This is a genomic window from Collinsella sp., assembly GCF_052346665.1.
GTDB lineage: Bacteria > Actinomycetota > Coriobacteriia > Coriobacteriales > Coriobacteriaceae > Collinsella.
Genome location: NZ_DAWDUX010000017.1, coordinates 17,180 through 41,918 on the forward strand (window position 1 = coordinate 17,180; position 24,739 = coordinate 41,918).

Here is a 24,739-nt window from a genome sequence, read left to right on the forward strand (position 1 = left end):
TGTCCTATACCGTTGCCGAACTGCTCTTGGAGCGTGGTCTGATATGACGATTCGTCGCAAGCTTCTCAACTTTGGCACCCGCAGCACCGATTTGCGCTTTGGCTGCGGTGCGTTTTCCGAGCTCTCCAAAATGCTCGCCGGCGCCGTGGGGCGTCCCTGTCGCGCCTTCATGGTTGCCGATGCCGACCTGCCCGAGGACCTTGTCCTTAACGTGCGCCGTTCGCTTATCGATGCCGGATATCGCGTGGATGAGGTGGCGCTCGATGGAGAGGCCGCGAGCTCGTTCGCAACTGTCGGCGGGTTGTTCGTGCGCCTCGCGTCTTTCGGCCTCACTGCCGAGGACCTCGTCGTGGGCGTTGGCTCCGCCCCCGTCTGCTCCATCTCCGCGTACATCGCCCGTTCGTGGTGCGGAGGGTGCGCGTGCGCTCTTGTCCCCACGACGCTCGATGCCATGATCATGGCACCCACCCAGATGGTGCCCCTTTCCGTTGGGGCACATGATGCGGGCGTGTCGCTTGCGCCTGAGGTCGGTCTCGTCATATGCGATCTCGACCTTGTGCGCGCGTTCGACTCGCAGCGCAATGGCCTGGGCTACGCGCTCATGTGCGCGGCGAGCCTCGCCGAGAGCCGCAAGTGCTGGGAGTCGTTCGAGTCCACGGTCGAGGGCATGGTCGCCGGTAGTGAAGTCTCGCTCATGGAGGCGTTCACCAGTGCGCATACCTCGCGCATGAATACTGTCAAGTCGGCGAGCCCCTCCGCACGCCGCGCGTTCATGTACGGCGATACCACGGCTCGCGCACTAGCCGTGTGTTTGAATGACTCCTCCATCCCCGGGTACCGTCTTTACGCCGAGGGCATGCGCTTCGAGGCGCGTCTTGCCGTCGACGTGTGCGAGTTTCCCGTTGATGAGATGTTTGCCCTCGACGATCGCCTGGAAGACCTGGGCATCGAGGAGCTTCAGTTCTCGATTGAACCCGAGACGTTCATCGATGCCGTGTGCGCCGAGCGCTTCCGTCGCTCGAACCGTTTCCAGTTTGCCCTGCCCAAGCATCCGGGCATCATTCGCCTGGCATCGGTAGACGACGAGGTCTTCGAGCGCCACGCCCGTGCGTTCCTCGCCTCGCGCCATCCCTAGCCTCTTGGAGTGCGATAATGGCGCAGGACGCATCTGTCTTCCCATTGCACACATCCCAGCCAGCCTGTTCTCGAGAAAGGATCATCCTATGTCCCAGAAACTTAACGGTCCCGCCGGCCGCATCGCCCGCCTGCGTGCCCTCATGGCAGAGCGCGGCTACGACGCCGTGGTCGTGCGCGACGAGGCAAACCTTCGCTGGCTCACTGGGGCCATGCGGGTCTTCGATTACACCGGCGAATACCCGCACGCCGCCTTTATCACCGCTGATGCCTGCTACCTGCACACGGACTCCCGGTACTTCAACACCTTCGAGGAGAACCTTCCCGAGGGTGTCGAGTGGAAGCTCGACATGGAGGTCATCGACATTCCGCGTTGGGTCGCCGAGCGCGCCCGCGATACCAAGAGCCGTACCGTCGCTGTCGAGGACGACATGCAGATCAACTTCTACCGCGGCATCGAGCGCGGGCTAGAGGATTGCTCCATCTGCGCGAGCCTGCCGCTCATGCACGGAGATCTCCAGCTCATGCGCGCCATCAAGGACGCCGAGGAGATCGAGCTCATGCGCCATGCGCAGTCCATCACCGACGCCGCCTTCGTCCATATGTGCGAGTTCATCCGTCCCGGCTACACGGAAAAGCAGCTCCGCACCGAGCTTGAAACCTTCATGTTCGACAACGGTGCCGATGGCCTGGCCTTTGGCTCCATCGTCGCGAGCGGCCCCAATACCGCCAACCCGCACGCCATCCCCGGTGACCGCGTGGTGGAGAAGGGTGACTTCGTCCTTATGGACTACGGCGCGGGGTACCGCGATTACAAGTCGGACATGACCCGTACGGTCTGCGTGGGCGAGCCCTCCGAGAAGCAACGTGAGATCTACGACATCGTTCGCCGTACGCACGAGGAGTGCGTCGCCGCGATCCGCGCCGGCGTGGACGGTCACGATATCCACCTGCTCTCTCAGAAGATCATCGGCGATGCCGGTTACGGTGAGTACTACGGCCACGGCCTCGGTCATGGCGTGGGCATCGACATCCACGAGCTTCCGGTCTTCGGCCGCAAGAGCAACATCGTGGAGGAGGGCGCCGTCATCACCGTGGAGCCCGGCATCTACCTGCCCGGCGTGGGCGGCGTGCGCCTGGAGGACTACGGCGTCGTGACGAAGGACGGCTACGAGCCCTTCACGACCTCTACGCACGAGCTGGTCGTCATCGACTGTTAAGCGCATTTGAGAGTATACTTTTAGGGTTCGACTCCTCTACAGAAAGGCAAGCCATGGCTTCCATTACCACCGCCGACTTCCGCAACGGCATGGGTCTCAAGATCAAGGACAAGTACTACACCATCGTCGAGTTCCAGCACGTCAAGCCCGGCAAGGGCGGTGCCTTCGTCCGCTACAAGACCAAGGACCTCAAGACCGGCCGCGTGGTCGAGAACACCTGCAACGCCGGTTCCAAGTTCGAGAGCGTGCAGCTCATCACCAACGAGATGCAGTACCTCTACAACGACGGCGACAACTACTACTTCATGGACATGAGCTCCTATGAGCAGATCCCGGTGCCCGCCGACTTCATCGGCGACAACGCAAAGTGGCTGCGCGAGAACGACAACGCCCAGCTCCTCTACGCCGATACCGAGCTGCTCGGCGTGAATCCGCCCATGTTCATCGAGGCCGAGGTCGTCGAGACCGTCCCGGGTGCCAAGGGCAACACCGTCCAAGGTGCCACCAAGCCCGCCACCATCGACACCGGCGCGGTCGTTCAGGTCCCCATGTACCTCAACGAGGGCGAGCGCATCAAGGTCGATACCCGCACCGGCGAGTTCGTCCAGCGCCTCTAATCGCATCCTCGCGCATCACGCATTCACGTAAGGAGTGACCATGTCGCAAGAGATCACCATCGCAGGAATCGGCATCGCGCCTGAGGTCCTGGCCGCCATCGTCTCCCGTTCCGTCGAGCAGGTCGAAGGCGTCGCGTCTGTGGGCGTCAAGGACCTCGCCACCAATCTCGTTTCCATGTTCTCCGCCAAGTCCACGCAGGTGGGTGAGGACGTCGAGGCCGAGGTCATTGACGACAAGCTCCGTCTCACCGTGCACCTCACGGTCTTCTTCGGCTATCCGTTCAAGAAGCTCGCCGAGGTCGTGCGCGAGGCCGTGGTCAACGCCATCGATGCCCAGGTGGGCGTCGAGGTCGAGAGCGTGAACATCTGCATCGACAGCCTCGTTTTCCCCAAGGAGTAGCGCGTGGCATCCCTTAAGGTCAACCGCGGGCGTACGCTCGCCCGTAGCCAGGCCCTTCAGATCTTGTTCCAGGCGGAGGTCCGCGGCGAGTCCGTGGCCGACGTTCTTGCCGGCGATTTCACGCTTTCCAAGGGCCCGCTGGCAGATTACGCGGTAGAGATCGCGCGCGGCGTGGACGCCAATCGCGAGCGCATCGATTCCGCGCTGCGCGCCGTCTCCGCCAATTGGAGCCTCGAGCGCATGCCCGGTGCCGACCGCAACTTGCTGCGCGCCGCCGTGTACGAGCTGTACTTCCAGGTGGCCGATACCCTCGATGCCGCCGTCGTCATCAATGAGGCCGTCGAGGTCGCCAAGGCCTACGGCACCGACGACTCCGCTGGCTTTGTGAACGGCGTGCTCGGCCGCATCGTCCGTGAGCGCCATCTGCCGAGCCTCCAGCACGTTGCGTGCACCGTCACGGCAGATGACTGCGAGGCTGCCTGCATTTCCGCCCTGTGGTTCGAGATCGATCCCAAGCGGCTCGAGGCGGAACGCGAAGCCGCCCGCGCCGCCGAGGAGGCCCGCGCGCGCTTCGAGGCAGCCGAGTATGGCTTTGAGACCGAGGACCTCGACGATATGTTCCTCGACCCGTTCGATTCCTCCGACGGGGAGTAGGACATGGCCGAGGGCACTTTCGACGACATCACGGAGCGTCTGGACCAGATCATCGCTCAAGTTCGTTCCAAGGACACCTCGCTCGAGCGCAGCCTCGATTTGTTCGATGAGGCGATCGAGCTTGGCTCGCGCGCCGTGGATATGGTCGACTCGTTCGAGCTGTCGCCTCGCGAGGTCGACATGCTCGATGAGCGGGAGTCGCGTGACGGCTCCGAGGACTCGGCAGATTCGGCGGTCAAGGACGCGCGTACACCCGAAGCAACCGCGTCTTCGGATGGGCCCTCCGGCGCGGATTCGAGCGCCGAGGACGCGTAAGAAGGGCACATCGTGGCACGTGTTCGTCTAGATGATGAATTGATTTCCCAGGGCATCTGCGAGAACCGCGCAGATGCCCTGCGCACGTTGATGGCGGGTCTCGTCTCTTCGGGTGGCGAGCGCCTGAGCTCTCCCGGGATGATGGTCAAGCCCGGCACGCCCTTGCATGTCAAGGGGCGCATTCCCTATGTGGGCCGCGGGGGCCTCAAGCTGGCCGGTGCCCTCGACGCGTTCGAGGTCGACCCCTCGGGCCTGTCCTGCCTCGATGTGGGATGTTCGACGGGTGGTTTTACCGACTGCCTGCTTAAGCGCGGCGCTGCGCACGTGGTCTCCGTCGATGTGGGCCGTGCCCAGTTCGACTGGTCCTTGCGCAACGACGCCCGCGTGACCCTGCTCGAGCGCACGAACATCGTCGATGTACCCGCGCTCGGTCATGCGGGGGCCTTCGACCTAGCCGTGTGCGATGTCTCCTTCACCAGCATTCGCACCATCTTACCTGCGGTGCTCGAGCTTATCTCGGCCGACGGCGCCTTCCTCACGCTCGTCAAGCCGCAGTTCGAGGCGGCGCCAGACGAGGTGGGGGAAGGCGGTATCGTGCGCGACCCCACGGTGCACGCGCGCGTGTTGGAGCAAACGGTGCGCCTGCTCGCCCAAAGCGGCCTCGCCCCGCTCGACGTGTGCGCCTCGCCCATCAAGGGGGCGAAGGGCAATCGTGAGTTCTTCCTGCTGGGCGCTCGGGGCGCCCGCGACGTCCAAGGTCTGTGTTCCAACGCACGCGCCCTCGATGAGCGCATCGCGTTGCTCGTGAGTAAGGCGGCCTCGCTATGATGGTCTTTCTCGTCCCCAATTACTACAAGCAGGAGGCCGTTGAGAGCGGTCTTGCCTTGGAGCTCTGGCTCACGCGTCAGGGCTTCGAGGTCGAGTGGGCCCCCGACCAGCGCTCCGGCATCGAGTTGACGCCCGACCTTGAAGACTGTGGGCTGGTGATCTCACTCGGCGGTGACGGTACGCTGCTGCGCGCCGCACGCATCGTGGGATACCGCGAGATCCCCATTCTCGGCCTTTCCTATGGCCATTTGGGCTTTCTTACGGCGGCCAGGCCCGAGGATCGCAACGTCCTCACCGTAGTGGGTGATGCCCTTGCAGGTGAGCTGCACGTGAGTCGTCGCGCAACGCTCGCCTGCGATATCGTGAGCGTTGATGAGTTCGGCGAGGAGCGCTCCTACACGAGCTTCGCCCTGAACGACTTGGCCCTTACGCGTGGCCCGCTGTCCGATATGGTTGAATTCGATATCACGGTCTCGGGCCATCATATCGACCGTCTACGTGGCGACGGCGTGGTGGTGTCCACGGCAACTGGGTCGACGGGCTATGCACTTTCCGCGGGAGGCCCCATCGTCAGCCCCGATTACGCGGGCATGGTCTGCGTGCCTATCGCGGCGCACACTATTCAGGCGCGCGCCTTCCTCACCTCGCCCTCCGATGTGATCGAACTCAAGATGTCCAAGGACCGCCCCTCGGTGCCCGCCATCGCCGTCGACGGCCAGTTCCTCACCTGCGAGGGCGAGGTCGACCGTGTGGAGGTTCGTCGGGGTGACGCCGATGTTCTGCTGCTCGATTATGGTCCGCAGAGCTTTTACCGCTCGGTGAGCCGTGTGTTCTACGGAGTGCGTCATGATCGATGAGATCCATGTCGAAAATGTGGCCTTGATCCGCGAGGCGGACCTCGTACCGGGCGTGGGCCTCACCGTGCTCACGGGCGAGACCGGAGCGGGAAAAACCGCGTTGCTCTCCGCACTCAAGTTGCTCATGGGGGAGCGTGCCGACTCATCCGCAGTTCGTGAGGGGAGTGAGGGCGCGCTCGTGGAGGGTCGCCTGTTCGCGGGTGCGCATGATGAGGAGGGCTTCGTGGTGACGCGTCGCCTGGGTGCCGACGGTCGCTCTCGCGCGCGCATCGACGGCGGCTTGGCCAGCGTGCGTGAGCTTTCCGAGCGCGTGAGCCCTCTGATTGACCTTTGCGGCCAGCACGAGCATCAACGCCTGCTCGATCCCGCCTCCCATGTGGGTATGGTAGACGCATGGGCGGGCACCGGCGTTGCCGACGCGCTCAAGGCGTATCGCGAAGCGCTTGCGCGCGCCGCCGAGGCGGCTCGTGAGCTTGCCCGTGTGGAAGAGGCAAGCCGCACGCAGGGAAGTCGACTTGAGGAAGCCCGTTTTGCCCTTGAGCGTATTGACGAAGTCGACCCCAAGCCCGGTGAGTACGAGGAGCTTGAGGAGCGTCTGCCCCGAGCGGAGCATGCCGAGGCGCTTGCGAGCTGCGCCAACGACGCCTCTGAGGCCCTCTCGGGCGAAGGGGGAACACTTGATGCCCTCAACTCCGCCATTGCCGGCCTTTCGCGTATGGGTTCAGTCGATGCCAAGCTCGCCGATTTTACCGAGGAGCTCACGAGTGCCGCGATTATCATCGAGGACGCCGCCTCCGACCTACGGCGCTATCGTGACTCCGTGGATTACGACCCCGCCGAGCTCGCGGCGGCACAGGAGCGTTTCTCGGCCTTCAAGGGCCTGCTGCGTCAATGGGGTCCGCGCATGGAGGACGTGTTCGTGCGCCGCGCCGAGGCTGCCGAGCTGCTGAGCCTCGTCGACGACGCCGAGGTCCGCGTCCGTCGTGCCCGCGAGGCGCTTGAGGCTGCCGAGGCCGTTCTCGATGAGGCGGCCCGCGCGCTTACCAAGCGCCGTAATGCCGCGGCTCCGCGGTTTTGCCGCGAGGTGGGCAAGCAGATGGCACGACTGGAGATGGGGCGTGCCGAGTTGGTGTGGGAGAGCCGCGAGCTCCCGCGCGAACGCTGGACCGCCCAGGGGCCCTGCGCTTGCGAGCTGCTGTACCGCAGTGGCGCCGGCCTTACGCCGCGTCCCCTGCGCCGTATCGCGAGTGGCGGCGAGCTCTCGCGCGTGATGCTCGCCGCAAAAGTGGTGCTTGGTGAAGCCGACGCAGTCGATACGCTCGTATTCGACGAGGTCGACGCCGGCGTTGGCGGTGCCACGGCGCGTTCGCTCGCCCAAGTGCTCGCCGACCTTGCCCGCACGCACCAGGTGATCGTGGTCACGCACCTCGCGCAAGTCGCGGTGCAGGGCTCCGTCCACTACGTGGTCCGTCGCGATGATTCCGAGGACGTCCCCGAGACGCGTCTGCTGCGCGTTGAGGGTCCCGAGCGGATCGCCGAAGTCGCCCGCCTCCTTTCGGGCGACGCCACCGAGGAATCTCTCGCCCACGCCAAGCAAATGCTCGCTGAGGCAGGACAACTGTAGACGCTCGCCCATCGAGAGCATATAAGATTCGGCGCTCGGTCAAGTCCTGCTCGCGACGAGGCCCCACAGGCGCCTTCCGCTCGTGCGGAATCTACGTCGAACCTTATATGTTCTCGCTGGGCTACGTTGAGCTTACGTTTACGGGCGACTTTCAGGCGGAATCTCGTTCTGAATGCGCGGCCGTCGAGCCTTGGGGCTGGGTCGGGTGCGTGTTTGCCGTAGATTCCGCACGCAAAGAAGAGCCCAGTGGGCTCTTCGTCTTGCGCAGGACTTGACCGAGCGGCAAACACGCACCCGACCCAGCCAATTTCAGGTAAGATGGTCTGCATGAATACTTTTGACACTTCCCACATCCGCAACTTCTCGATCGTTGCGCACATCGACCACGGCAAGTCGACGATCTCCGACCGCATCCTCGAGCTCACCCGCACGGTGGAGGAGCGCGACATGGAGTCGCAGCTGCTCGACACCATGGACATCGAGCGCGAGCGCGGTATCACCATCAAGTCGAATGCCGTCCGTGTGATGTACGACGCCGATGACGGCGAGACCTACCAGTTCAACCTCATCGACACGCCCGGTCACGTCGACTTCACCTATGAGGTCTCCCGCAGCCTCGCGGCATGCGAGGGCGCCGTTCTCGTGGTCGACGCCACCCAGGGCGTCGAGGCACAGACGGTCTCCAATGCGAGCCTCGCGATGAACGCCGACCTCGACATCGTACCGGCCATCAACAAGATTGACCTGCCCTCCGCGCATCCCGAGGAGGTCAAGGTCGAGATCGAGGACGAGCTTGCCATCCCCGCCGACGACGCCGTGTGCGTCTCTGGAAAGACGGGCGAGGGCATCCACGACCTGCTCGAGGCTATCGTCTTTCTCGTGAGCCCGCCCACGGGCAGCGCGGACAAGCCACTCAAGGCCCTCATCCTCGACTCGTACTTCGACGAATACCGCGGCGTGGTCGCCACGGTTCGCATTTTCGACGGACACGTCAAGAAGGGTGACCACCTGCTCATGATGCAGGGCGGCGAGGAGTTCCTCGTAGACGGCGTGGGTGTGCGCCGTCCGGCTGAGTTCGCCGTCGATGCGCTCGGCGTAGGCGAAGTCGGCTTTGTGGTCACGGGTCTTAAGGATCCCGAGGCCGTGCACGTGGGCGACACCCTCACCCTTGTGAATAACCCCTGCGACGCGCCGCTTGCCGGCTATCGCGAGGCCAAGCCCATGGTCTACACGGGCCTGTTCCCCATCGACAACAAGGACTACGAGAACCTGCGTGACGCGCTTGAGAAGCTGCACGTCAACGATCCGTCACTCATCTGGGAGCCCGAGACCTCGGCGGCGCTCGGCTTCGGCTTCCGCGTGGGCTTCCTCGGCCTGCTGCACATGGAGGTTGTGAAGGAGCGCTTGGAGCGCGAGTTCGACCTGGCGCTCATCGCCACGAGCCCCTCCGTGGACTACCACGTCTACAAGACCGACGGCGAGATGCTCGAGGTCCGCAGCCCGCAGGACCTGCCCGACGTCACGCGCATCGACCACATCGAGGAGCCCTACCTCAAGGCCAAGATCATCACTCCGCCCGAGTACACCGGCGCGGTCATGCAGCTCGCCATCGAACACCGTGGCATCACCACCGACATGATCCACCTGTCGCAGAAGTCCGTGGAGATGCACTTCGATATCCCGCTCGCCGAGCTCATCCTCGACTTCTTCGACCAGCTCAAGAGCCGTACCAAGGGCTACGCCTCGCTCGACTACGAGTTCTCCGACTATCGCGTGAGCGAACTCGTCAAACTCGACATCCTGCTGTCCGGCGACGAGGTGGACGCCCTGTCGTTCATCGTCCACAAGGACAAGGCCTACGGTTTGGCGCGAGGGCTTTGCGACAAGCTCAAGGAGATCATCCCCCGGCAGCTGTTCGAGGTGCCCATCCAGGGCGCCATTGGCAACAAGATCATCGCCCGCTCCACCGTCAAGGCGCGCCGCAAGGACGTGCTCGCCAAGTGCTACGGCGGCGACATCTCGCGCAAGCGCAAGCTGCTCGAGAAGCAAAAAGAGGGCAAGAAGCGCATGAAGGCTATCGGCAGCGTGGAAGTGCCGCAGGAGGCGTTCCTCGCCATCTTGAAGGTCGAAGACTAATCTGGCTTCCTCAGGCACCCCACCTTCGGGTTCAATCGTCGGGCGCCGCACGTCAGGCGTGCGCCCTCCTCTTTCACCCGAATCTGGGGCACCTGAGAAACCCAGATCGAGTTGATAGGCTTATCGTCGATTTGAGGGGTTTACTTGATCGACCTACGTGAACAATTCAGGCGTCAGCCGTTTTTGATGGCGCCCATGGCGGGCGTCACGGACGCGGCGTACCGTATTATGTGCCGCCGTCGCGGAGCCGAGATGGCGTACACCGAGATGGTGAGCGTTGCGGGTCTTTCGTACAAAAGCGCCAAAACGTGGGTGCTCGTGGAGCCAGAGCCCGAGGAGCCGCAGATCTGCGTGCAGCTGTTCGGCACCTTCGCCGTCGACGCCGTGCAGGAGCGAGTGGGGGAGAAGCTCAGTCTCATCGACATCAACATGGCGTGCCCGGCGCGCAAGGTCATCACCAAGGGCGAGGGATCCGCGCTCATGAAGGAGCCCGAGCTTGCCGCGTCGCTGGTGGAGGCGTGCGTGCGCGAGGCGCGCGTGCCCGTCACCGTCAAGATCCGCCGCGGTTTCGCGGCGGGGGAGAACACGGCCGCCGAGTTTGCAGCGCGCATGGAGCAGGCGGGCGCCGCGGCGGTGGCGGTTCACGGGCGCACCGCCAATCAGCTCTACACTGGCGAGGCCGATTGGTCCACCATCGACGAGGTCGCCGCGCGCGTGGACGTACCGGTGATCGGCTCCGGCGATGTGTTTTCGGCCGAGGATGCGGCGCGCATGCTCAACGACACTGCCGCAGACGCAGTGTTCATCGCGCGCGGTATATACGGAAACCCTTGGATCTTCGGCGACGCCCGTGCGTTCGCGCTCGATGGCGTTCCCGTGCCGGAGCGCATCGCGCTCGAGCGCATTGACGCCCTGCGTGAGCACCTCACGCTGTTGCACGCCACGCAGCCCTACATGGCGCGCGCCCGTGCCTTTGCGGGTTGGTACCTCAAGGGGCTGCCGCACGCCGCCGCTTGGCGCGGCAAGGTCGTGCGGTGCACCAGCTACGAAGAGTTCATGTCGATGCTCGACGAGGTCGAGGCTGACGTCGTCGCCTTCGAGGCTGCCCCCGCCGACGCCGCTTGCGGGGCAGATGTCGTTTTCGGTGCAGGAGCCGCCCCCGCCGCCCCAAGCGTCTTCGGGGCATCCGCTCCCGCCGCTCCGGGCGCCTGCAGGTCAGCCGTTCCCGCTGCCGGCGGCGTCGCCGACGCGGGACCGTCGTCGCCGGAGCGCGTGTAGCCATGCGCTTCGAGGCTCTGTACCTGCATATACCCTTCTGCAAATCCAAATGCGCGTACTGCGATTTCGACTCGCGCGCGATGGGCGAGGGGTGCGCGCTGGATGAGGCCGTGGCCACCTACTGCGACGCTCTTGCCGCGCAGATCGACGCCCATGGCAGGGCGGGGGATCTGGCGGAGGTCCAAACGGTGTACATCGGGGGCGGAACGCCCTCGCTGTTGGGGGTCCGCCTGGTTGAACTCGTCCGGCGTGTACTCGGCTACTGTGATCCGGTCGAGTTCACCTGCGAGGCGAATCCCGAGTCGTTTACGGCCGAGCTTGCGCGCTCGTTGCGCGCCGCGGGCGTGACAAGGGTTTCCCTTGGCGTGCAGTCTTTGCAGGCGGATGAGCTCCGCGCAATTGGCCGCATTCATACGGCTGAACAGGCTGTGAAGGCTGTTGCCTTGGCACGGCAGGAGGGATTTTCCACCTCCTGCGACCTGATGTGTGGGTTGCCCGGTCAGACGCTCGACGCATGGAGGGACACGCTTAAGAGGGTCCTCTTGGCGGATCCCGACCATGTTTCGGTGTATCCGTTGCAGCTTGAGGAAGGCACGCCTCTGGAGCGTCTCGAGTCGGCGGGGAAAATCGAGGTGCCCGATGAGGATTTCCAGGCCCAATGCATGGACATCGCGGCGGAGCTTTTGCATGCGCATAGTTACGAGCGCTACGAGGTGGCGAGCTATGCCAAGCCCGGGCACCGCTGCCAGCACAACATCGCCTACTGGACCGGCGTGCCTTATTTGGGTATCGGCCGCTCCGCCGCAAGCATGTGCGCTGCAACGGGCGACGTCAGCTTGTTGCTGGAAAACACGTTCGACGGAACGCCAGATAGTGAGTCTGACGGCACGTCCGATGGCGCTGCCGGCAGATCGTCTGCCAATTCGTCCACGGCCCGCATTCGCTTCACGCAGCTCGACGACGCGGGTGAGGAATTCGACCACGAGTTCCTTACGCCCCGCGAAGCTATGGCCGAGGACCTCATGCTCGCGTGCCGTATGACCGACGGTATCGGCCCGGAGCTACTCGCGCGTGCGATACGGGTCATTCCGGCGGACGAGCTCTCCGCTGCCTGTGATCGCGCTGTTGAGTGGAACCTCGCCGCGTGGGACAACGGTGCCCTCAAGCCCACGCACCTCGGATGGCTCGATGGCAACAAGCTCTTCGGCATCTTCTGGGATTTGGCGGCTGATGCGTAACGCTGTGTGCACGGCCTGAACGCGCGCCGAGTGCCGGGCCCCCGCATCTCAGCCCTCGGCCGCCGTTCTTCGCCCTCGCAATGTGAGAAATCCACGGTTTGACATAAGCCCATTCATTCAAACCGTTGATAAATCACATTACCACCTACTTTTTTGTGAGAAATCAGGTGTTTGAAACGGCCGGCTTGTTTCAAACCCCTGATTTCTCACATCGCCAATGCCAAGCGTCGTCGTTGCCCCGGTGCCTTTCGTCGCCGTTACGGGCAGCCCTCGTCGCCATTGCGGGCACGCTTCTCCGCTAGCGACACCGCCTTTTGCGAGGGACATCTTTTCGCCAACGCTTGCATCTTCCCACGTTATGCGCCATGCTGTCCAAAACGCTTGAGAGGAGGGGCATCATGCCCGGTAAACGCGAAGACGTGATCAGCTGGGACGAGTTCTTCATGCGTGCGGCCGTCGCCGCGAGCCTGCGCAGTAAGGATCCCAACACGCAGGTCGGCGCCTGTATTGCCGACACCAACCACCGCATCCTCTCGGTGGGCTACAATGGCACGCCCTCCGCCCTCAACGACGACGATTTCCCCTGGGGCACAGCGGACGACCCCCTGCATGACAAGCACAATTACGTGATTCATGCCGAGGCCAACGCGATCCTCAACTACCGTGGCTCCCTCAAGGACATGGCAGATGCCACCGTCTACGTCACGCTTTTCCCGTGTCACGAGTGCGCCAAGACCCTCGTGCAGGCGGGCATCGGCGAGGTCGTCTACCTCGACGACAAGTACTGCGGCACCGAGGACAACCTCATTTCCAAGAACATCCTCGACCGCTGCGGCATTGCCTATCGCCAGGTCCAGTTGAGCGATCAGCCTGCTGAATAGGCTCTTGGGCAGGTGACTACACTGCCGCTAGGCACGGGTTCCGGTCGAGCGACCGATTGCATCGCCGCTTGTAAAAGCGGTGGACACGTTTTGTACGTGGATGTGTAAAACGCACCCGCCCCGCTTATCGCACGCGGGGTCGGGATATAATGTCTCCCACTGAATGTAACCCATGAACAGGGGAGTCTTTGCCATATGGCAGGAATGAACGATAAAGACTACTACGCCATTCTGGGCGTTGATAAAGACGCCTCCGCTAAGGACATCCAAAAGGCCTTCCAGCAAAAGGCCCGCAAGCTCCATCCCGATGTGAACAAGGAGCCCGATGCCGAGGAGCGCTTCAAGGAGGTCTCCGAGGCATACGCCGTTCTCTCCGATGAACAAAAGCGCGCCCGCTACGACGCCATGCGCTCGGGCAGCCCCTTTGCCTCGGCCGGCTCGCCGTCCGCGGGGGGCTACCCCGGAGGGTACCCCGGCGGATACCAGGGCGGCTACACCGGCTTCGGCGGTTTTGGCTTCCCGTTCGGCGGCATGGGCGGTTTTGGCACGCAGCGCCGCCGCGGCGCGTCCGCCTATAACCCTTCTACCGGTGCCGACGTTATCGTCGAGGTCAAGCTCTCGCGCGACCAGGCAAAGGACGGTGCCAAGGTGGCCGTCAAGTATCCGCGCTATGAGCCCTGCGACAATTGCCACGGCTCGGGCTCCGTGGCATCCGAGCATCACCGCGCCTGTCCCACCTGCGGAGGCACCGGCGCCATTGCCGTCGATTTGGGCATGTTCGGCATGGGTCAGGCCCGCATGGTCTGCCCCGAGTGCGGCGGTTCCGGCAAAGTCGTGGCCGACCCCTGCCCCGTGTGCGGGGGAGAGGGCCGTACGCGCGTTCAAGCCGAGGCCGTGGTCGAGTTCCCGGCGGGCACGCATGACGGCGACGTCGTTCGCATAAAGGCCCGCGGCAACGCTGGAACCAACGGTGGGGAGACGGGCGACCTTGTGGGCCGCGCCCATGTGGCTGCCGAGCGCCTTGAGGGTCGCGCGCAGAGCGGCTTTTACATGCTCGGCCTGGTCTTGCCGTTCCTGGTGCTTTCGGCGTTTTCCGGCACGTTTTCCATGTTCCTCATGCTGTGCCTGATACCGCTCGTCATGGGCATCTTCATGATCGTCTCCGATGACGTGTTGCATCGCAGCGGGCTGTGGTGGAAGCGAGGTTTGCAGGTGCTTGCGAACGGCGCGGCCAACGGGCTGGTGTTCGCTATGATTGCCGTTTGGTTTTCCAGCTGCACGCAGGCGGTGCTCCTCGCGCCGTATCGGTTCATGTAGGCAGGGTTAAAGTCCGAGCGGAACGTCCGCACATGGCACGCGCTGTTCGCTTCTCCCGTCTTGCGGAGCGGGGTGTGTCGATGCCTTGGGGTGTCTGTGCATCGCGCGTGTGGATGGGCGGAACTATGGGTAAAACGAAAGACGCCCGCGGCGTGCGCGCGGCGGGCGCATAAGGTTGATCATTCATTGGGGGAGGGTCCACAAGGTGGCGGACAAAAGGGATTACTACGAGGTGCTGGGCGTCGAGCGCGATGCCACGGCCGACCAGATCAAGCGCGCGTTCCGAAAGAAGGCGGTCAAGCTTCATCCCGACCACAACGACGCCCCCGACGCCAACGAGCAGTTCGCCGAGCTGAACGAGGCATACTCGGTGCTTTCCGATGACCAGAAGCGCGCCATGTACGATCGCTACGGCACCGTCGACGGCATGCCCGGCGGGTCCGGCTACGTCGACTTCTCCGACATCTTCGGCGGCATGGGCGTCGATGATATCTTCTCGTCGATTTTCGGCGGAGGAGGATCGGGCGGCGGCAGTCCGCGCGACCGTGCTCGCCGCAGGGCCGGGCGCGATATGGCCATCTCGCTCACCGTCTCGCTCGAAGAGGCGGCGATCGGCTGCAAGAAGACCATCTCGTTCGATCGCTTGGCGCCGTGCGGGCATTGTCACGGTTCAGGTCGTGGAGAGGGTGGCCAGGAGAAGACCTGTCCGCGCTGCAACGGCTCCGGCTATGTGACCACCGTCCAGCGCTCCATCTTCGGCCAGATGCAGTCGAGCGCCCCGTGTCCGGATTGCGGTGGCGAGGGCACCATCGTCGACAAGCCGTGTGAGCACTGCCACGGCGAGGGTCGTTCTCGTACGCACGAGCGCCTGGATGTCGAGGTCCCGGCCGGTGTTGCGACGGGCCGCCAGCTGAGGTTGCGTGGCTATGGCGAGGCCGGCTACCGAGGTGCCGCATCCGGCGACCTCATCGTGACCATCCAGGTCGAGGACAACGAGCGCTTTGAGCGCCATGGTGACGACCTCCTCTCTGAGGTTCACATCGGCATCGCCGAGGCAGCACTCGGCTGCCTGGTTGAGGTCAAGGGCATCATGCCCGACGAGGAATTCGATCTTGAGGTCCCCGCCGGCACGCAGTACGGCTCCCTCATCACCGTCGACGGGCATGGCATGCCGCGCTTGGGCGGCGGCGGTTCGCGCGGTCGCTTCGTGGCTCGCATCGTCATCGACGTCCCCACGCACCTCTCCGCCGACGCGCGCGAGGCACTCGAGCGCTATGCCGCGGCTTCGGGTGAGCATGCCGCCGGCACCGCCAAGAAGCGCACGGTGGGCGATCGCATCCGTGACGCCATCGACGATATCCTCGACTAGAACGGACCCGTATGACGCGCCCCTTCGCCAGCGTGGTTAACCTGGGATGCCGGGTAAACCGCGTCGAATCCGACCGCATCACCTCCGACCTTGCCTCTGCGGGCTTCGCGCTCGTGGACCAGCAAGATGCGGACCTCATCGTCATCAACACCTGTGCCGTCACCGGTGAGGCCGAGTCAAAGACCCGTAAGGCAGTGCGGCATGCACTCGGTCTGCCCAACGAGCCCATCGTTATCGTGACTGGCTGCGTGGTCAACCTTCATCCCGGTGAGCTTACGGAGCTGTCGCCGCGCGTAATCGCCGAACCCTCCAAGATCGACGTCGCCCGCACGGCCGCTCGAGCCGCAGGGCTCTCCTTGCGTACCGACGCGTCGGCAGGCGAACACCACGACCTAGGTGACCTTCTGGGCCGCTCGCGCCTGGGCATCAAGGTCCAGGACGGCTGCAACAACCGTTGCTCCTACTGTATCGTGTGGAAGGCACGTGGTCCCGAGCGCTCTGTTCCCGTCGAGGCGGTCCTGCGCCAAGTGCGCGAAGCCGAACGCGCCGACATTCCCGAGGTCGTGCTCACGGGTGTCAACCTGGGGGCATATGATGGCGCGGATGCCGAGGACTCTCATGTGGAGATCGACGAGCTGCTGCGCATCATCCTGCACGAGACGGACATCCCCCAGGTTCGCCTGTCCTCGCTCGAGCCCATGGACGTCGACGAGCGCCTTATAGACGCCATGGTGGCCGGCGGCGAGCGTGTCGCCCCGTTTTTGCATCTACCGCTCCAGTCTGGTTGCACCGCTACCCTGGAGCGCATGAATCGCCCCTACACGGCAGAGCAATACGAGGCTACGGTCGCCATGATCCGCGGCAAACTGCCCGCCGCCTCTATTTCCTGTGACATCATCGCGGGCTTCCCTGGGGAGACCGAGGAAGAGTTTGCTCAGAGCCGCGCCCTGTGCGAGCGCGTGGGCTTTAGCCGCATGCACGTATTCCGCTATAGCGCGCGACCCGGTACCCCCGCCGCGGAGGCGCCCGATCAGGTGGCGCCCGAGGTCATGGCGGCCCGCGCCTCTGAGCTTCGTGCGGTTGCCGAGCGGTGCGCTCAGGCGGATGCGGCCTTACGCGTGGGCACGTGCGAGAACGCCGTCTTGGAGTATGGTAACCGCGGTACCCTGGGCAGCTTCCATCGCGTGATCGTGGACGATGTGCCCCTCGACCGCGCCGGCTCCCTTGTTCGCGTGCGGGTCGACGCCATGGATGATCGCGGTATCCTCCATGCCCATGTCCTGCGCGGGAACGACGACCAGTCGGTAGCCCCCAACGCCTCTGATGGGTCTGCCGAAGGGGAGGGGCGGCGATGAGTGGCTCCGCTACCAGTACGGCGAAAGTGCGGCTTTCCATCCCCGAGGGGGTTGACCCCACGCGCGTGACCGGCCCGGCCGACGCGCTTCTGCGCGCCGCCGAGCGCCGGTGCGAGGCCAGCGTCACCGTGCGGGGGAACGCCGTCTCGCTGAGTGGCGCACCCGGCGAGGTTGACCTGCTCACGCGCCTGTTCACCCACATCATGCAAGTTGCCACTACCGGCGTTGCCCTCACGGCGGACGATGTGGATCGCGCCATCGACGGCCTGCGCGCCGAGGACGTGCGCTCCTCCGGCCCGCGCGATGACGTGCTGCTCAGCTACCGCGGCAAGGTCATTCGGCCCAAGACCCCTGGCCAGCAACGCTATATCGACGCCATTCGCGAGCACACCGTCACCTTTTGCACGGGTCCCGCGGGCACGGGCAAGACGTATCTTGCCATGGCCATGGCGGTGGCAGCTCTGCAGCGCCGCGACGTGGGGCGCATCGTACTCACGCGCCCGGTGGTCGAGGCGGGGGAGAGTCTGGGCTTTTTGCCCGGCACCCTGGAGGAGAAGGTCGATCCTTACGTTCGCCCCCTCTATGACGCGCTCTTCGATATGATGGACGCCGAGCGCGCACATGAGCTCGTAGAACGCGGCGTGGTCGAGATCGCGCCGCTCGCCTACATGCGCGGCCGCACCCTGAACGACGCGTTCGTGATCTTGGACGAGGCGCAAAACACCACGCCTGAGCAGATGAAGATGTTCCTCACGCGTCTGGGCTTTAACTCGACCTTCGTTATCACCGGCGATGCCACGCAGCGCGACCTACCTGGCAAGCGCGGCGGTCTCACCGATGCCCAGGAGATCCTGTGCAGCGTGGAGGGCATCGCGTTCGTGGAGCTCGCCCGCGCCGATGTGGTGCGTCATCGGCTTGTTGGTAAGATTGTGGAAGCGTACGAGGCGTTTGATGCCGAAGGCGTGCAATCTGGAAAGGAGGGGCGTCATGACCGTTCTCATAAGTAACGATGCCGAGCTGCCCACCCTCATTGCCGAGGAGGAGATTCGTGCCATTGCGGCACATGTCCTCGCCGCAGAAGGAGTGGAACGAGAGGTGGAGATCTCCCTTTCGTTTGTGGACGAGTCGGAGATGCGCGAGCTCAACCACGAGTGGCGTGGCATCGATCGAACCACCGATGTCCTCTCCTTTGAGTGCGACTCAGCTTTTGACGATGAGCTTCCTGCCGATGAACTCATCGAGCTTGGCGATGTCATCCTGGCGCCCGAGGTGATTGAGCGCCAAGCACCCGGGTTTGGCAACACGCCAGCCGACGAGTGCCGCCTCATGCTTGTGCACGGCCTTTTGCACCTGCTGGGCTATGACCATATCGAGGATGATGCGGCTGAGGTTATGGAGGCCCGCGAGGACGCGCTGTTGCGCGAGCTCGCCGTCATGCGGGGAGAGAACCCCGACGACGTCGAGGTCGGTCCCATCACTAACCACGCACACGATTAGGAGGCGCCATGATTCCCGGTTCCAACAAGGACCATCCGTCGTTTTTGCGCTCGTTTGGCTACGCCATTGAGGGCTTCATGACCGCCGTCAAGACAGAGCGCAACATCAAGGTCATGCTCGTGGCGGGTATCCTTACGGTCATCGCCGGTTTAGTGGCCAAGCTTCAGTTGATTAGCTGGGCGCTTATCGCGATCTGCATCGGCCTGGTGATCTTCGCCGAGCTGTGTAACACCGCCATGGAGGCCATCGTGGATCTGGCCACGCAGGAGCTGCACCCGCTTGCCAAGCGCGCCAAGGACATCGCCGCTGCGAGTGTCTACGTGCTGTCCATCACCGCCGCGATCGTGGGCATCCTCGTGTTCGCCCACGCCTTCGGCTTCCTCGGCCCCTGGCACTGACCGCCTTTCCAATTGGGGACGTAGTCCCTTTGTAAAACGCAGCCCTGTCAGCAGTCGCACCTTGTAGCTCACACCGAATGGTGCAGTTGGGGAATGGCGCAGTTGGGGTACGTCCCCAATTGCACCATTCGATCGCTGTGATTGTCCGCACCGTTCAAGTTCCAACGTATCTGTTGAGGAGTACCTATGTCCGATGTTATGACCGATTTCGACCCGTTTGCCGACCTCTCCGACGATGAGCTTGATGCCATGCTCGAGTCCGGTGAGATGCCTGACTTTTCCGGCACTGCTGGACCGGCACCCCTGTGCGCCGATGTGCCCGAGGGTTTCCGTTCCGGCTTCGTTGCCCTGGTGGGCCGTCCAAACGCTGGCAAGTCCACGCTGCTCAACGCCTGCTACGGCGAGAAGGTCGCCATCACCTCACCGGTGGCGCAGACGACCCGCCGCCGCCTGCGTGCGGTGGTGAATCGCGAGGACTGCCAGCTCGTCATTGTGGACACGCCTGGTATCCACAAGCCCAAGGACGGCTTGGGCTCCGAGCTCAACAAGAGCGCCCTGGGAGAGCTTGCGGACGTCGACGTGATCGCGTTCGTGATCGACGCCAGTGCACCCATCGGACGTGGCGACGCATGGGTGGCCGAGCGCGTGGCTGTCGCCAAGGCACCCAAAGTTCTCGTTCTTACCAAGGCCGACCTCGCGAGCCCCGAGCAGATGCTCAAGCAGATCGAAGCCGCGCGCGAGCTCGTGAACTTTGACGACGAGATCGTCGTGTCTTCCACGGAAGGCTTCAACGTGGAGGCGTTCGTGGATGTGGTGGCGCGATTCCTTCCGCAAGGTCCGCGCTGGTTCCCCGAGGGCATGGGCACCGACGAGGCCGACGAGGTGTTGGTTGCCGAGTTCGTGCGCGAGAAGGTGCTGCTGCGCACGCGCGAGGAGATTCCGCATGCCGTCGGCGTGATCTGCGATGAGTTCGAGCGTCCCAAGCGCGATCTACTGCGCTTGCATGCCACCGTTTATGTGGAGCGCGAGGGTCAGAAGGGCATCCTCGTGGGCAAGGGCGGCGAGATGATCAAGCGTATCGGTATCGAGGCGCGCCGTGACTTGGAGCGCATGTTCGGCTGCCGCGTGTACCTGGGGCTGGACGTTAAGGTCAAGCCGCATTGGCGCGAGGACGCCCGCGAGATCCGCCGCTTTGGCTACGCCTCCGATGACGAGTAGCCACGTTTCTCACTCGTACAGACTGACGCCCGTGATCGTCCGGTGCCGGTGCATGTCATCGCTTGCGAGTTCCGCACGAGCAGAAGGCGCCTGTGGCGCCTTCGTCGCGAGCAGGACTGTTCGAGCAGGCGATGACATGCACCGGAACCCTCCACATGCGCTGCGGCTGGTCGTGAGCGGTCATGGCCGGTAGCCGCACGTATCGCACGAAGGCCATCGTGCTCGACAAGACCAAGCTCAAGGAGACGGACCTCATCCTCACGCTCGTCGACCAGACCGGTCGCCAGATCCGTGCGGTCGCCAAGGGCGCGCGCAAGCCGGGGAGCCGCCTGGCCGCGCGCTGCGAGCTGTGCTGCGAGGTCGACCTGCTGTTGGCGCATGGGCGCAGCCTCGACATCGTCTCGCAGGCGGAGCTCATCGCGGCGCCTTTGGGGTCGCAGCCCACGTACGAACTCCTTGCCACCGCGAGCGCGGTGGCGGAGGTCGCGGAGCGGTGCACCTATGAGGATGCCGAAGATCCGTTCGTGTACCCCATCACGCGGGCGGCGCTGGCTCAACTGGCCCAGGCAGACCCCGCCCACCAGGACCTCCTGGTAGCTGCGTACGTCTTCAAGCTGTTGAGTCATGTGGGCTACCGGCCCGATTATTCGTGCTGCGTGGCGTGTGATGACGAGCACCCAACGTACTTCTCGGCCCAGGCAGGCGGCTTGCTGTGCGCCAGTTGCGCGCAGGGCGTTCCCGGGTGCGAGCGGGTGGATGCCAACATGGCGCAGTGGCTCGAGGGTCTCATTGCCCTGCGTTTCACGGAGCTCGCCGCCTCAAACATCGACCCCCATACCGCGGCGCGGCTCCTCGGCTTGGCCCACATATGGGCTGCCACGCACCTGGATTGCCGCTTAAGGGCGCTCGAATTCTTATTGGGGCGTTAATAAACGGAAGAATCTGACGCATTTCTGTCAGATTTCTGCAGTTGTGTCGCACGTTATGCATTCCAGGAGACAAATCTACCCAGTTTGGTAATATATTCGACTGTTTGATGTGTCTTCGTATCGTTGGGGATGGAGAGGTTGCTTAATGACGCTTCTCGAGCTGTTTGAATTATTGAAAAAGCATATGAAGCTGGTCGTGGGACTACCCGTTATCTGCGCATTGCTTGTTGCCGTGTATTCGTTTATTGGAATGCCCAATACGTATACGGCAACCACAAGCCTGTACGTTCTTACCAGCCAGGACCAGTCTTCGAGCAATCTCTCTTCTGATCTTTCGGCCTCCCAGATGGTGGCAAACGACGTCACCACGCTTTTGGAGTCCAACCGCGTCCAGAACGCGACCGCTGACGATCTGGGCCTCAAGAACTTGAGCGATTTTGAAATCTCCGTCTCCAGTGCCACCACGTCTCGCGTTATCGAACTGTCAGTGACCGGTACCGATCCCCAGCAGGTGGCCGAGGTCGCGAACGCCATCGCCGATAACGTCTCCGCCATCTCGCAGGACGTCATGAAGGTCCAAGCCGTTAACATCATCGACCAGGCGGTCGCGCCCCAGGCGCCGAGTGGTCCCAAGCGTCCGCTGTACGTTGCCGTTGCCTGCATGGGCGGCCTGTTTGCAGCCGTCGCGATCGTCGTTGTTGCCGATATGCTCAACATGAAGGTCCGTAGCGCCGAGGAAGTCGAGGAGCTTCTGGGTGTTCCGGTTATCGGACGCATTCCGCTTGTGAAGGGGGGCCGCTAATATGGCAAAGCAGCAGAAGGTCGGTGTCGACCAGATTCATATGCAGAACGCGATCAAGACGCTTGCGGCCAACATTCGCTTCGTCTCCGTTGACGATCCGATTCGCTCCATTGTGGTGACGTCGTCGGTTCCCAATGAGGGCAAGACCACGGTGGCCATCTCGCTTGCCGAGGCCATGGCCAGCTCGGGGAGCAAGGTGCTTTTGGTCGAGACCGACATGCGTCGCAGGTCCGTTGCGAACAGCTTGGGCGTGCACGCGCGTTCCGGTGTGTACGCCGTGTTGTGCGGCCAGGTCTCTCTTGAGGACGCCGTGGTGAGCACCGCTGCCCGCGGCATGTATTTCCTCGATTGCGAACCCCACATTCCCAATCCGGATGCCCTGCTCGGTTCCAAGCGTTTCCGTAATTTAGCTGAGTCTGCGCTTTCCAGCTTCGACTACGTCATTTTTGACACGCCGCCGCTGTCCGCCTTCGTCGACGCCGCGATTCTCTCCACTGTTGCCGACGGCACGCTGTTGGTCGTTGGCCAGAATGTTGTGCGCCGCGATGAGCTTACCGCCTCGTATGCGCAGCTTGAGAAGGCGGGCGCGAATGTCTTGGGTGCCGTCATGAACCTGTGCAAGAGCGAGAAGAGCGAGTATTACACCGAGTATTATTCTCGCGGAGGCGACGACGCTAACGCCCCGAGCGCTCCTACCTCCGCGCCCTCTGCCGCGCCGGCGCCTTCCAAGCCCAGCGCGCGTCCTGCGTCGCGCCCCGCCACCCGTCCTGCAGGATCTGCGCGCCCGGCGAATGCCGCTCCGGGCCTTAAGCCCCTGCCCAATACTCCCGGTGCGTCGGCGGGTAAGATTGCTCCCGACTCGACGGCGCAGTTTATTGCAAGCATGAGCGCAGGCGCCAAAAAGAACTAAGCGCCACACCGAGCATCGACTACTCCGCCGTGCCACGAGCACGGCGGAGCTTTACTAAAGAAGTGAGGGGGCAGTCATGAGAGACATCCATTGCCATATACTTCCCGGCGTTGATGACGGCGCTCGTGATCTTGTCATGAGCCTTTCGATGCTCGAGGCTGCCAAGGCTGCTGGTGTGACGAGTATTGTCTGCACACCCCATTGCCGTGATCCTTATTTTGACTTCGACGCTATGTGGGCGGCATTCCGCGAGCTGCAGGCTCATGCGGATGGCTTTCCTCTGCAGATGGGTTTTGAGGTGGCGCACCCTAAACTCATGGAGCTGGGGGTGGAGCAGTGGGCGCCCTACCTGTGTTTTGATGGGAGCAACGAGTTCCTCCTTGAGCTTGACCCCCACGCTACTGAGCGCGATTTTGCCGACTACGAGCGGACCATCTTTGAGCTTCAAGGTCTCGGTTATTCGGTGATTATCGCCCACCCCGAGCGGTATCGAGCAATTCAAAAAGACCCCGACATTGCAGAGCGGCTTGTGCGAATGGGGTGCCACTTGCAGGCCTCTTCCGACTTTCTTGCCGGGGGTCGCTTTGGTAAAGAGAAAAAGCCCGCTAAGAAGCTGTTTGACCGCAATCTGTATCGGTATATTGCAAGCGATGCGCATAGGCCCGAACACTATATGTATCTTGCTCGCGCAATCGACAAATATCCACGACGTGGGTCGCATATGAGGATCTAAACTGATACCCTATAAGAGAATTTGCTTTGGCATGTTGCCCCGTTTGCACTTGAACACGGGTTCGAGCGCCAACGGGGCAGGAGGCCGGTAAAGCTTTCTGCGTACATATCTTGCTCCTAAGGGGATCGTGCCACGTGCAGAGCCCAGCGGTGCCAAGAGAGCGAATACGACTTTCCCGCATGGCGTACGCCTATGGCGAAGCTATGCCGCGCGAAGAGGAGGAAGCCATGGCTGCAGCTTCATGGTATGTGATTCAGGTGCCTACGGGTGCCGAGCGCAAGCTGTGCGATCTGATTGAGCGCATGGCGCCAGAGGGCGTTGTGGAAGAGTGCTTCTCGCCCCAGTACGCCACACAGATCAAGTGTTCGGGGGAGTGGGTCGACGTTGAGAAGCCCCTGCTTCCAGGATATGTAATCGTGGTAACTAGTCGGCTTGATCTGGTTATACGCGCATTGCGCGAGATTCCCGAGTTCACCCGCCTCCTCAAGATGGGAGAGTCGTTCGTTCCCTTGGCCAGTGATGAGCGCGCATGGATCGAAGCCCTTACCAATAAGGGAAGTCGATGCGTGGACATGAGCGTGGGCGTAATGGATGGGGAGCACGTCGTGGTGCTTTCCGGTCCGCTCCGTGGCCGCGAGGCGCTTATCACGAGCGTGAACCGCCACAAGAACCTTGCCTTTGTGGAGCTTGAGATATGTGGACGAAGAGTCGCAACAAAGGTGGGACTGGGAATTGTCAGTCGAAGAGAAGACATACAAGCGTCAAAGGGTGACAGCCTCGGACGCTAGCCTTACAAACGTACTGGGGGGGGGCAGCTCCCTGTGCAACCTGTAGACAGCTCTGAGGTGGCCGCGCTCGACGATTCGGCTACGAGGGGCGTTGAGTCCACGGTCGTTCCAGCTCCCACAACCATTCCCATTGCAGGAACAAGAGAATCAGCCAAGCAAGAGGAGCGCTCGGTGCGGCGTCTTACCCTCATGCGCAACGCCGAGGCCTTCGACCGCGAGCGCCTGGGCTACCGCTTCGTGA

At 63.1% G+C, this 24,739-nt stretch carries 26 protein-coding genes; all 26 read left to right on the plus strand.

All coding sequences use genetic code 11. The features are described 5' to 3' along the window. Window positions 1–1,135 (plus strand): hypothetical protein (locus ACT8II_RS04500; protein ID WP_443813104.1); only part of this gene is annotated, 1,135 nt, incomplete at its 5' end. Window positions 1,136–1,223: 88 nt separating this feature from the next. After that, window positions 1,224–2,354, plus strand: a complete 1,131-nt coding sequence (locus tag ACT8II_RS04505) for a M24 family metallopeptidase (protein ID WP_118653662.1) — start codon at window positions 1,224–1,226, stop codon at window positions 2,352–2,354. Between the two features lie 53 nt (window positions 2,355–2,407). Continuing rightward, entirely contained in the window at window positions 2,408–2,971 is a 564-nt protein-coding gene (gene efp, locus ACT8II_RS04510; RefSeq protein WP_118653661.1) for an elongation factor P, read from the plus strand. Window positions 2,972–3,011: 40 nt separating this feature from the next. Further along, window positions 3,012–3,371: an Asp23/Gls24 family envelope stress response protein gene (locus tag ACT8II_RS04515; RefSeq protein WP_118653660.1), complete on the plus strand. Its 360-nt coding sequence runs from the start codon at window positions 3,012–3,014 to the stop codon at window positions 3,369–3,371. A 3-nt stretch (window positions 3,372–3,374) separates the two neighbouring features. Continuing rightward, a complete protein-coding gene (nusB, locus tag ACT8II_RS04520) occupies window positions 3,375–4,025 on the plus strand; it encodes a transcription antitermination factor NusB (protein ID WP_118653659.1) in 651 nt (216 codons plus the stop codon). A 3-nt stretch (window positions 4,026–4,028) separates the two neighbouring features. Continuing rightward, the gene (locus ACT8II_RS04525; RefSeq protein WP_118653658.1) at window positions 4,029–4,340 is read left to right on the plus strand and encodes an exodeoxyribonuclease VII small subunit; all 312 of its coding nucleotides are present in this window, start codon (window positions 4,029–4,031) and stop codon (window positions 4,338–4,340) included. A gap of 12 nt (window positions 4,341–4,352) precedes the next feature. Then, a complete protein-coding gene (locus ACT8II_RS04530; RefSeq protein ID WP_118653657.1) occupies window positions 4,353–5,168 on the plus strand; it encodes a TlyA family RNA methyltransferase in 816 nt (271 codons plus the stop codon). Further along, window positions 5,165–6,025: an NAD(+)/NADH kinase gene (locus ACT8II_RS04535; protein WP_118653656.1), complete on the plus strand. Its 861-nt coding sequence runs from the start codon at window positions 5,165–5,167 to the stop codon at window positions 6,023–6,025. The genes ACT8II_RS04530 and ACT8II_RS04535 overlap by 4 nt, the downstream gene beginning before the upstream one ends. After that, window positions 6,015–7,649: a DNA repair protein RecN gene (gene recN, locus ACT8II_RS04540; RefSeq protein WP_294160438.1), complete on the plus strand. Its 1,635-nt coding sequence runs from the start codon at window positions 6,015–6,017 to the stop codon at window positions 7,647–7,649. Before ACT8II_RS04535 ends, recN begins: the two co-directional genes overlap by 11 nt. A 327-nt stretch (window positions 7,650–7,976) precedes the next feature. Then, window positions 7,977–9,785 (plus strand): translation elongation factor 4, encoded by a 1,809-nt coding sequence (gene lepA / locus ACT8II_RS04545; protein WP_118653654.1) that lies wholly within the window; start codon window positions 7,977–7,979, stop codon window positions 9,783–9,785. A 144-nt stretch (window positions 9,786–9,929) separates the two neighbouring features. Continuing rightward, window positions 9,930–11,063 (plus strand): tRNA dihydrouridine synthase, encoded by a 1,134-nt coding sequence (locus ACT8II_RS04550; protein WP_443813108.1) that lies wholly within the window; start codon window positions 9,930–9,932, stop codon window positions 11,061–11,063. A 2-nt stretch (window positions 11,064–11,065) separates the two neighbouring features. Continuing rightward, window positions 11,066–12,301 (plus strand): radical SAM family heme chaperone HemW, encoded by a 1,236-nt coding sequence (hemW, locus tag ACT8II_RS04555; protein WP_302742672.1) that lies wholly within the window; start codon window positions 11,066–11,068, stop codon window positions 12,299–12,301. A gap of 398 nt (window positions 12,302–12,699) precedes the next feature. Then, entirely contained in the window at window positions 12,700–13,182 is a 483-nt protein-coding gene (locus ACT8II_RS04560; protein ID WP_118653652.1) for a deoxycytidylate deaminase, read from the plus strand. Window positions 13,183–13,377: 195 nt separating this feature from the next. Then, the gene (locus ACT8II_RS04565; protein WP_294123802.1) at window positions 13,378–14,499 is read left to right on the plus strand and encodes a DnaJ domain-containing protein; all 1,122 of its coding nucleotides are present in this window, start codon (window positions 13,378–13,380) and stop codon (window positions 14,497–14,499) included. A gap of 205 nt (window positions 14,500–14,704) precedes the next feature. After that, on the plus strand, window positions 14,705–15,868 hold the full coding sequence (dnaJ, locus tag ACT8II_RS04570) for a molecular chaperone DnaJ (protein ID WP_294123804.1): 1,164 nt from the start codon (window positions 14,705–14,707) through the stop codon (window positions 15,866–15,868). Window positions 15,869–15,879: 11 nt separating this feature from the next. Next, window positions 15,880–17,223, plus strand: a complete 1,344-nt coding sequence (locus ACT8II_RS04575; RefSeq protein ID WP_118653649.1) for a MiaB/RimO family radical SAM methylthiotransferase — start codon at window positions 15,880–15,882, stop codon at window positions 17,221–17,223. After that, complete coding sequence (locus ACT8II_RS04580; protein ID WP_294123806.1) at window positions 17,220–18,230, plus strand: PhoH family protein; 1,011 nt, start codon at window positions 17,220–17,222, stop codon at window positions 18,228–18,230. The genes ACT8II_RS04575 and ACT8II_RS04580 overlap by 4 nt, the downstream gene beginning before the upstream one ends. Beyond that, the gene (ybeY, locus tag ACT8II_RS04585; protein WP_294160450.1) at window positions 18,211–18,720 is read left to right on the plus strand and encodes an rRNA maturation RNase YbeY; all 510 of its coding nucleotides are present in this window, start codon (window positions 18,211–18,213) and stop codon (window positions 18,718–18,720) included. Before ACT8II_RS04580 ends, ybeY begins: the two co-directional genes overlap by 20 nt. A gap of 8 nt (window positions 18,721–18,728) precedes the next feature. Further along, window positions 18,729–19,118, plus strand: a complete 390-nt coding sequence (locus tag ACT8II_RS04590; RefSeq protein WP_118653646.1) for a diacylglycerol kinase family protein — start codon at window positions 18,729–18,731, stop codon at window positions 19,116–19,118. A gap of 186 nt (window positions 19,119–19,304) precedes the next feature. Continuing rightward, window positions 19,305–20,336, plus strand: coding sequence for a GTPase Era (gene era / locus ACT8II_RS04595; RefSeq protein WP_443813112.1), 1,032 nt, complete (start codon window positions 19,305–19,307; stop codon window positions 20,334–20,336). 182 nt (window positions 20,337–20,518) lie between these two features. Continuing rightward, a complete protein-coding gene (gene recO, locus ACT8II_RS04600) occupies window positions 20,519–21,265 on the plus strand; it encodes a DNA repair protein RecO (protein WP_294123813.1) in 747 nt (248 codons plus the stop codon). A gap of 145 nt (window positions 21,266–21,410) precedes the next feature. Then, on the plus strand, window positions 21,411–22,067 hold the full coding sequence (locus ACT8II_RS04605; RefSeq protein ID WP_294123817.1) for a YveK family protein: 657 nt from the start codon (window positions 21,411–21,413) through the stop codon (window positions 22,065–22,067). 1 nt (window position 22,068) lies between these two features. Then, the gene (locus ACT8II_RS04610; RefSeq protein WP_443813114.1) at window positions 22,069–22,977 is read left to right on the plus strand and encodes a CpsD/CapB family tyrosine-protein kinase; all 909 of its coding nucleotides are present in this window, start codon (window positions 22,069–22,071) and stop codon (window positions 22,975–22,977) included. Window positions 22,978–23,053: 76 nt separating this feature from the next. Beyond that, window positions 23,054–23,710, plus strand: a complete 657-nt coding sequence (locus tag ACT8II_RS04615) for a tyrosine-protein phosphatase (protein ID WP_443813116.1) — start codon at window positions 23,054–23,056, stop codon at window positions 23,708–23,710. A gap of 227 nt (window positions 23,711–23,937) precedes the next feature. Further along, the gene (gene loaP, locus ACT8II_RS04620) at window positions 23,938–24,498 is read left to right on the plus strand and encodes an antiterminator LoaP (protein ID WP_443813118.1); all 561 of its coding nucleotides are present in this window, start codon (window positions 23,938–23,940) and stop codon (window positions 24,496–24,498) included. 33 nt (window positions 24,499–24,531) lie between these two features. Further along, window positions 24,532–24,739, plus strand: a 208-nt coding sequence (locus tag ACT8II_RS04625) for a hypothetical protein (protein WP_443813120.1), incomplete at its 3' end; no start/stop codon positions are given.

Bases quoted from the DNA above. Each gene is read 5' to 3' on its own strand.
- ACT8II_RS04505 (WP_118653662.1), top strand. From the start codon at position 1,224: ATGTCCCAGAAACTTAACGGTCCCGCCGGCCGCATCGCCCGCCTGCGT.
- efp (WP_118653661.1), top strand. From the start codon at position 2,408: ATGGCTTCCATTACCACCGCCGACTTCCGCAACGGCATGGGTCTCAAG.
- ACT8II_RS04515 (WP_118653660.1), top strand. From the start codon at position 3,012: ATGTCGCAAGAGATCACCATCGCAGGAATCGGCATCGCGCCTGAGGTC.
- ACT8II_RS04525 (WP_118653658.1), top strand. From the start codon at position 4,029: ATGGCCGAGGGCACTTTCGACGACATCACGGAGCGTCTGGACCAGATC.
- ACT8II_RS04535 (WP_118653656.1), top strand. From the start codon at position 5,165: ATGATGGTCTTTCTCGTCCCCAATTACTACAAGCAGGAGGCCGTTGAG.
- recN (WP_294160438.1), top strand. From the start codon at position 6,015: ATGATCGATGAGATCCATGTCGAAAATGTGGCCTTGATCCGCGAGGCG.
- lepA (WP_118653654.1), top strand. From the start codon at position 7,977: ATGAATACTTTTGACACTTCCCACATCCGCAACTTCTCGATCGTTGCG.
- hemW (WP_302742672.1), top strand. From the start codon at position 11,066: ATGCGCTTCGAGGCTCTGTACCTGCATATACCCTTCTGCAAATCCAAA.
- ACT8II_RS04560 (WP_118653652.1), top strand. From the start codon at position 12,700: ATGCCCGGTAAACGCGAAGACGTGATCAGCTGGGACGAGTTCTTCATG.
- ACT8II_RS04565 (WP_294123802.1), top strand. From the start codon at position 13,378: ATGGCAGGAATGAACGATAAAGACTACTACGCCATTCTGGGCGTTGAT.
- ACT8II_RS04575 (WP_118653649.1), top strand. From the start codon at position 15,880: ATGACGCGCCCCTTCGCCAGCGTGGTTAACCTGGGATGCCGGGTAAAC.
- ACT8II_RS04580 (WP_294123806.1), top strand. From the start codon at position 17,220: ATGAGTGGCTCCGCTACCAGTACGGCGAAAGTGCGGCTTTCCATCCCC.
- ybeY (WP_294160450.1), top strand. From the start codon at position 18,211: ATGACCGTTCTCATAAGTAACGATGCCGAGCTGCCCACCCTCATTGCC.
- ACT8II_RS04590 (WP_118653646.1), top strand. From the start codon at position 18,729: ATGATTCCCGGTTCCAACAAGGACCATCCGTCGTTTTTGCGCTCGTTT.
- era (WP_443813112.1), top strand. From the start codon at position 19,305: ATGTCCGATGTTATGACCGATTTCGACCCGTTTGCCGACCTCTCCGAC.
- recO (WP_294123813.1), top strand. From the start codon at position 20,519: ATGGCCGGTAGCCGCACGTATCGCACGAAGGCCATCGTGCTCGACAAG.
- ACT8II_RS04605 (WP_294123817.1), top strand. From the start codon at position 21,411: ATGACGCTTCTCGAGCTGTTTGAATTATTGAAAAAGCATATGAAGCTG.
- ACT8II_RS04610 (WP_443813114.1), top strand. From the start codon at position 22,069: ATGGCAAAGCAGCAGAAGGTCGGTGTCGACCAGATTCATATGCAGAAC.
- ACT8II_RS04615 (WP_443813116.1), top strand. From the start codon at position 23,054: ATGAGAGACATCCATTGCCATATACTTCCCGGCGTTGATGACGGCGCT.
- loaP (WP_443813118.1), top strand. From the start codon at position 23,938: ATGGCTGCAGCTTCATGGTATGTGATTCAGGTGCCTACGGGTGCCGAG.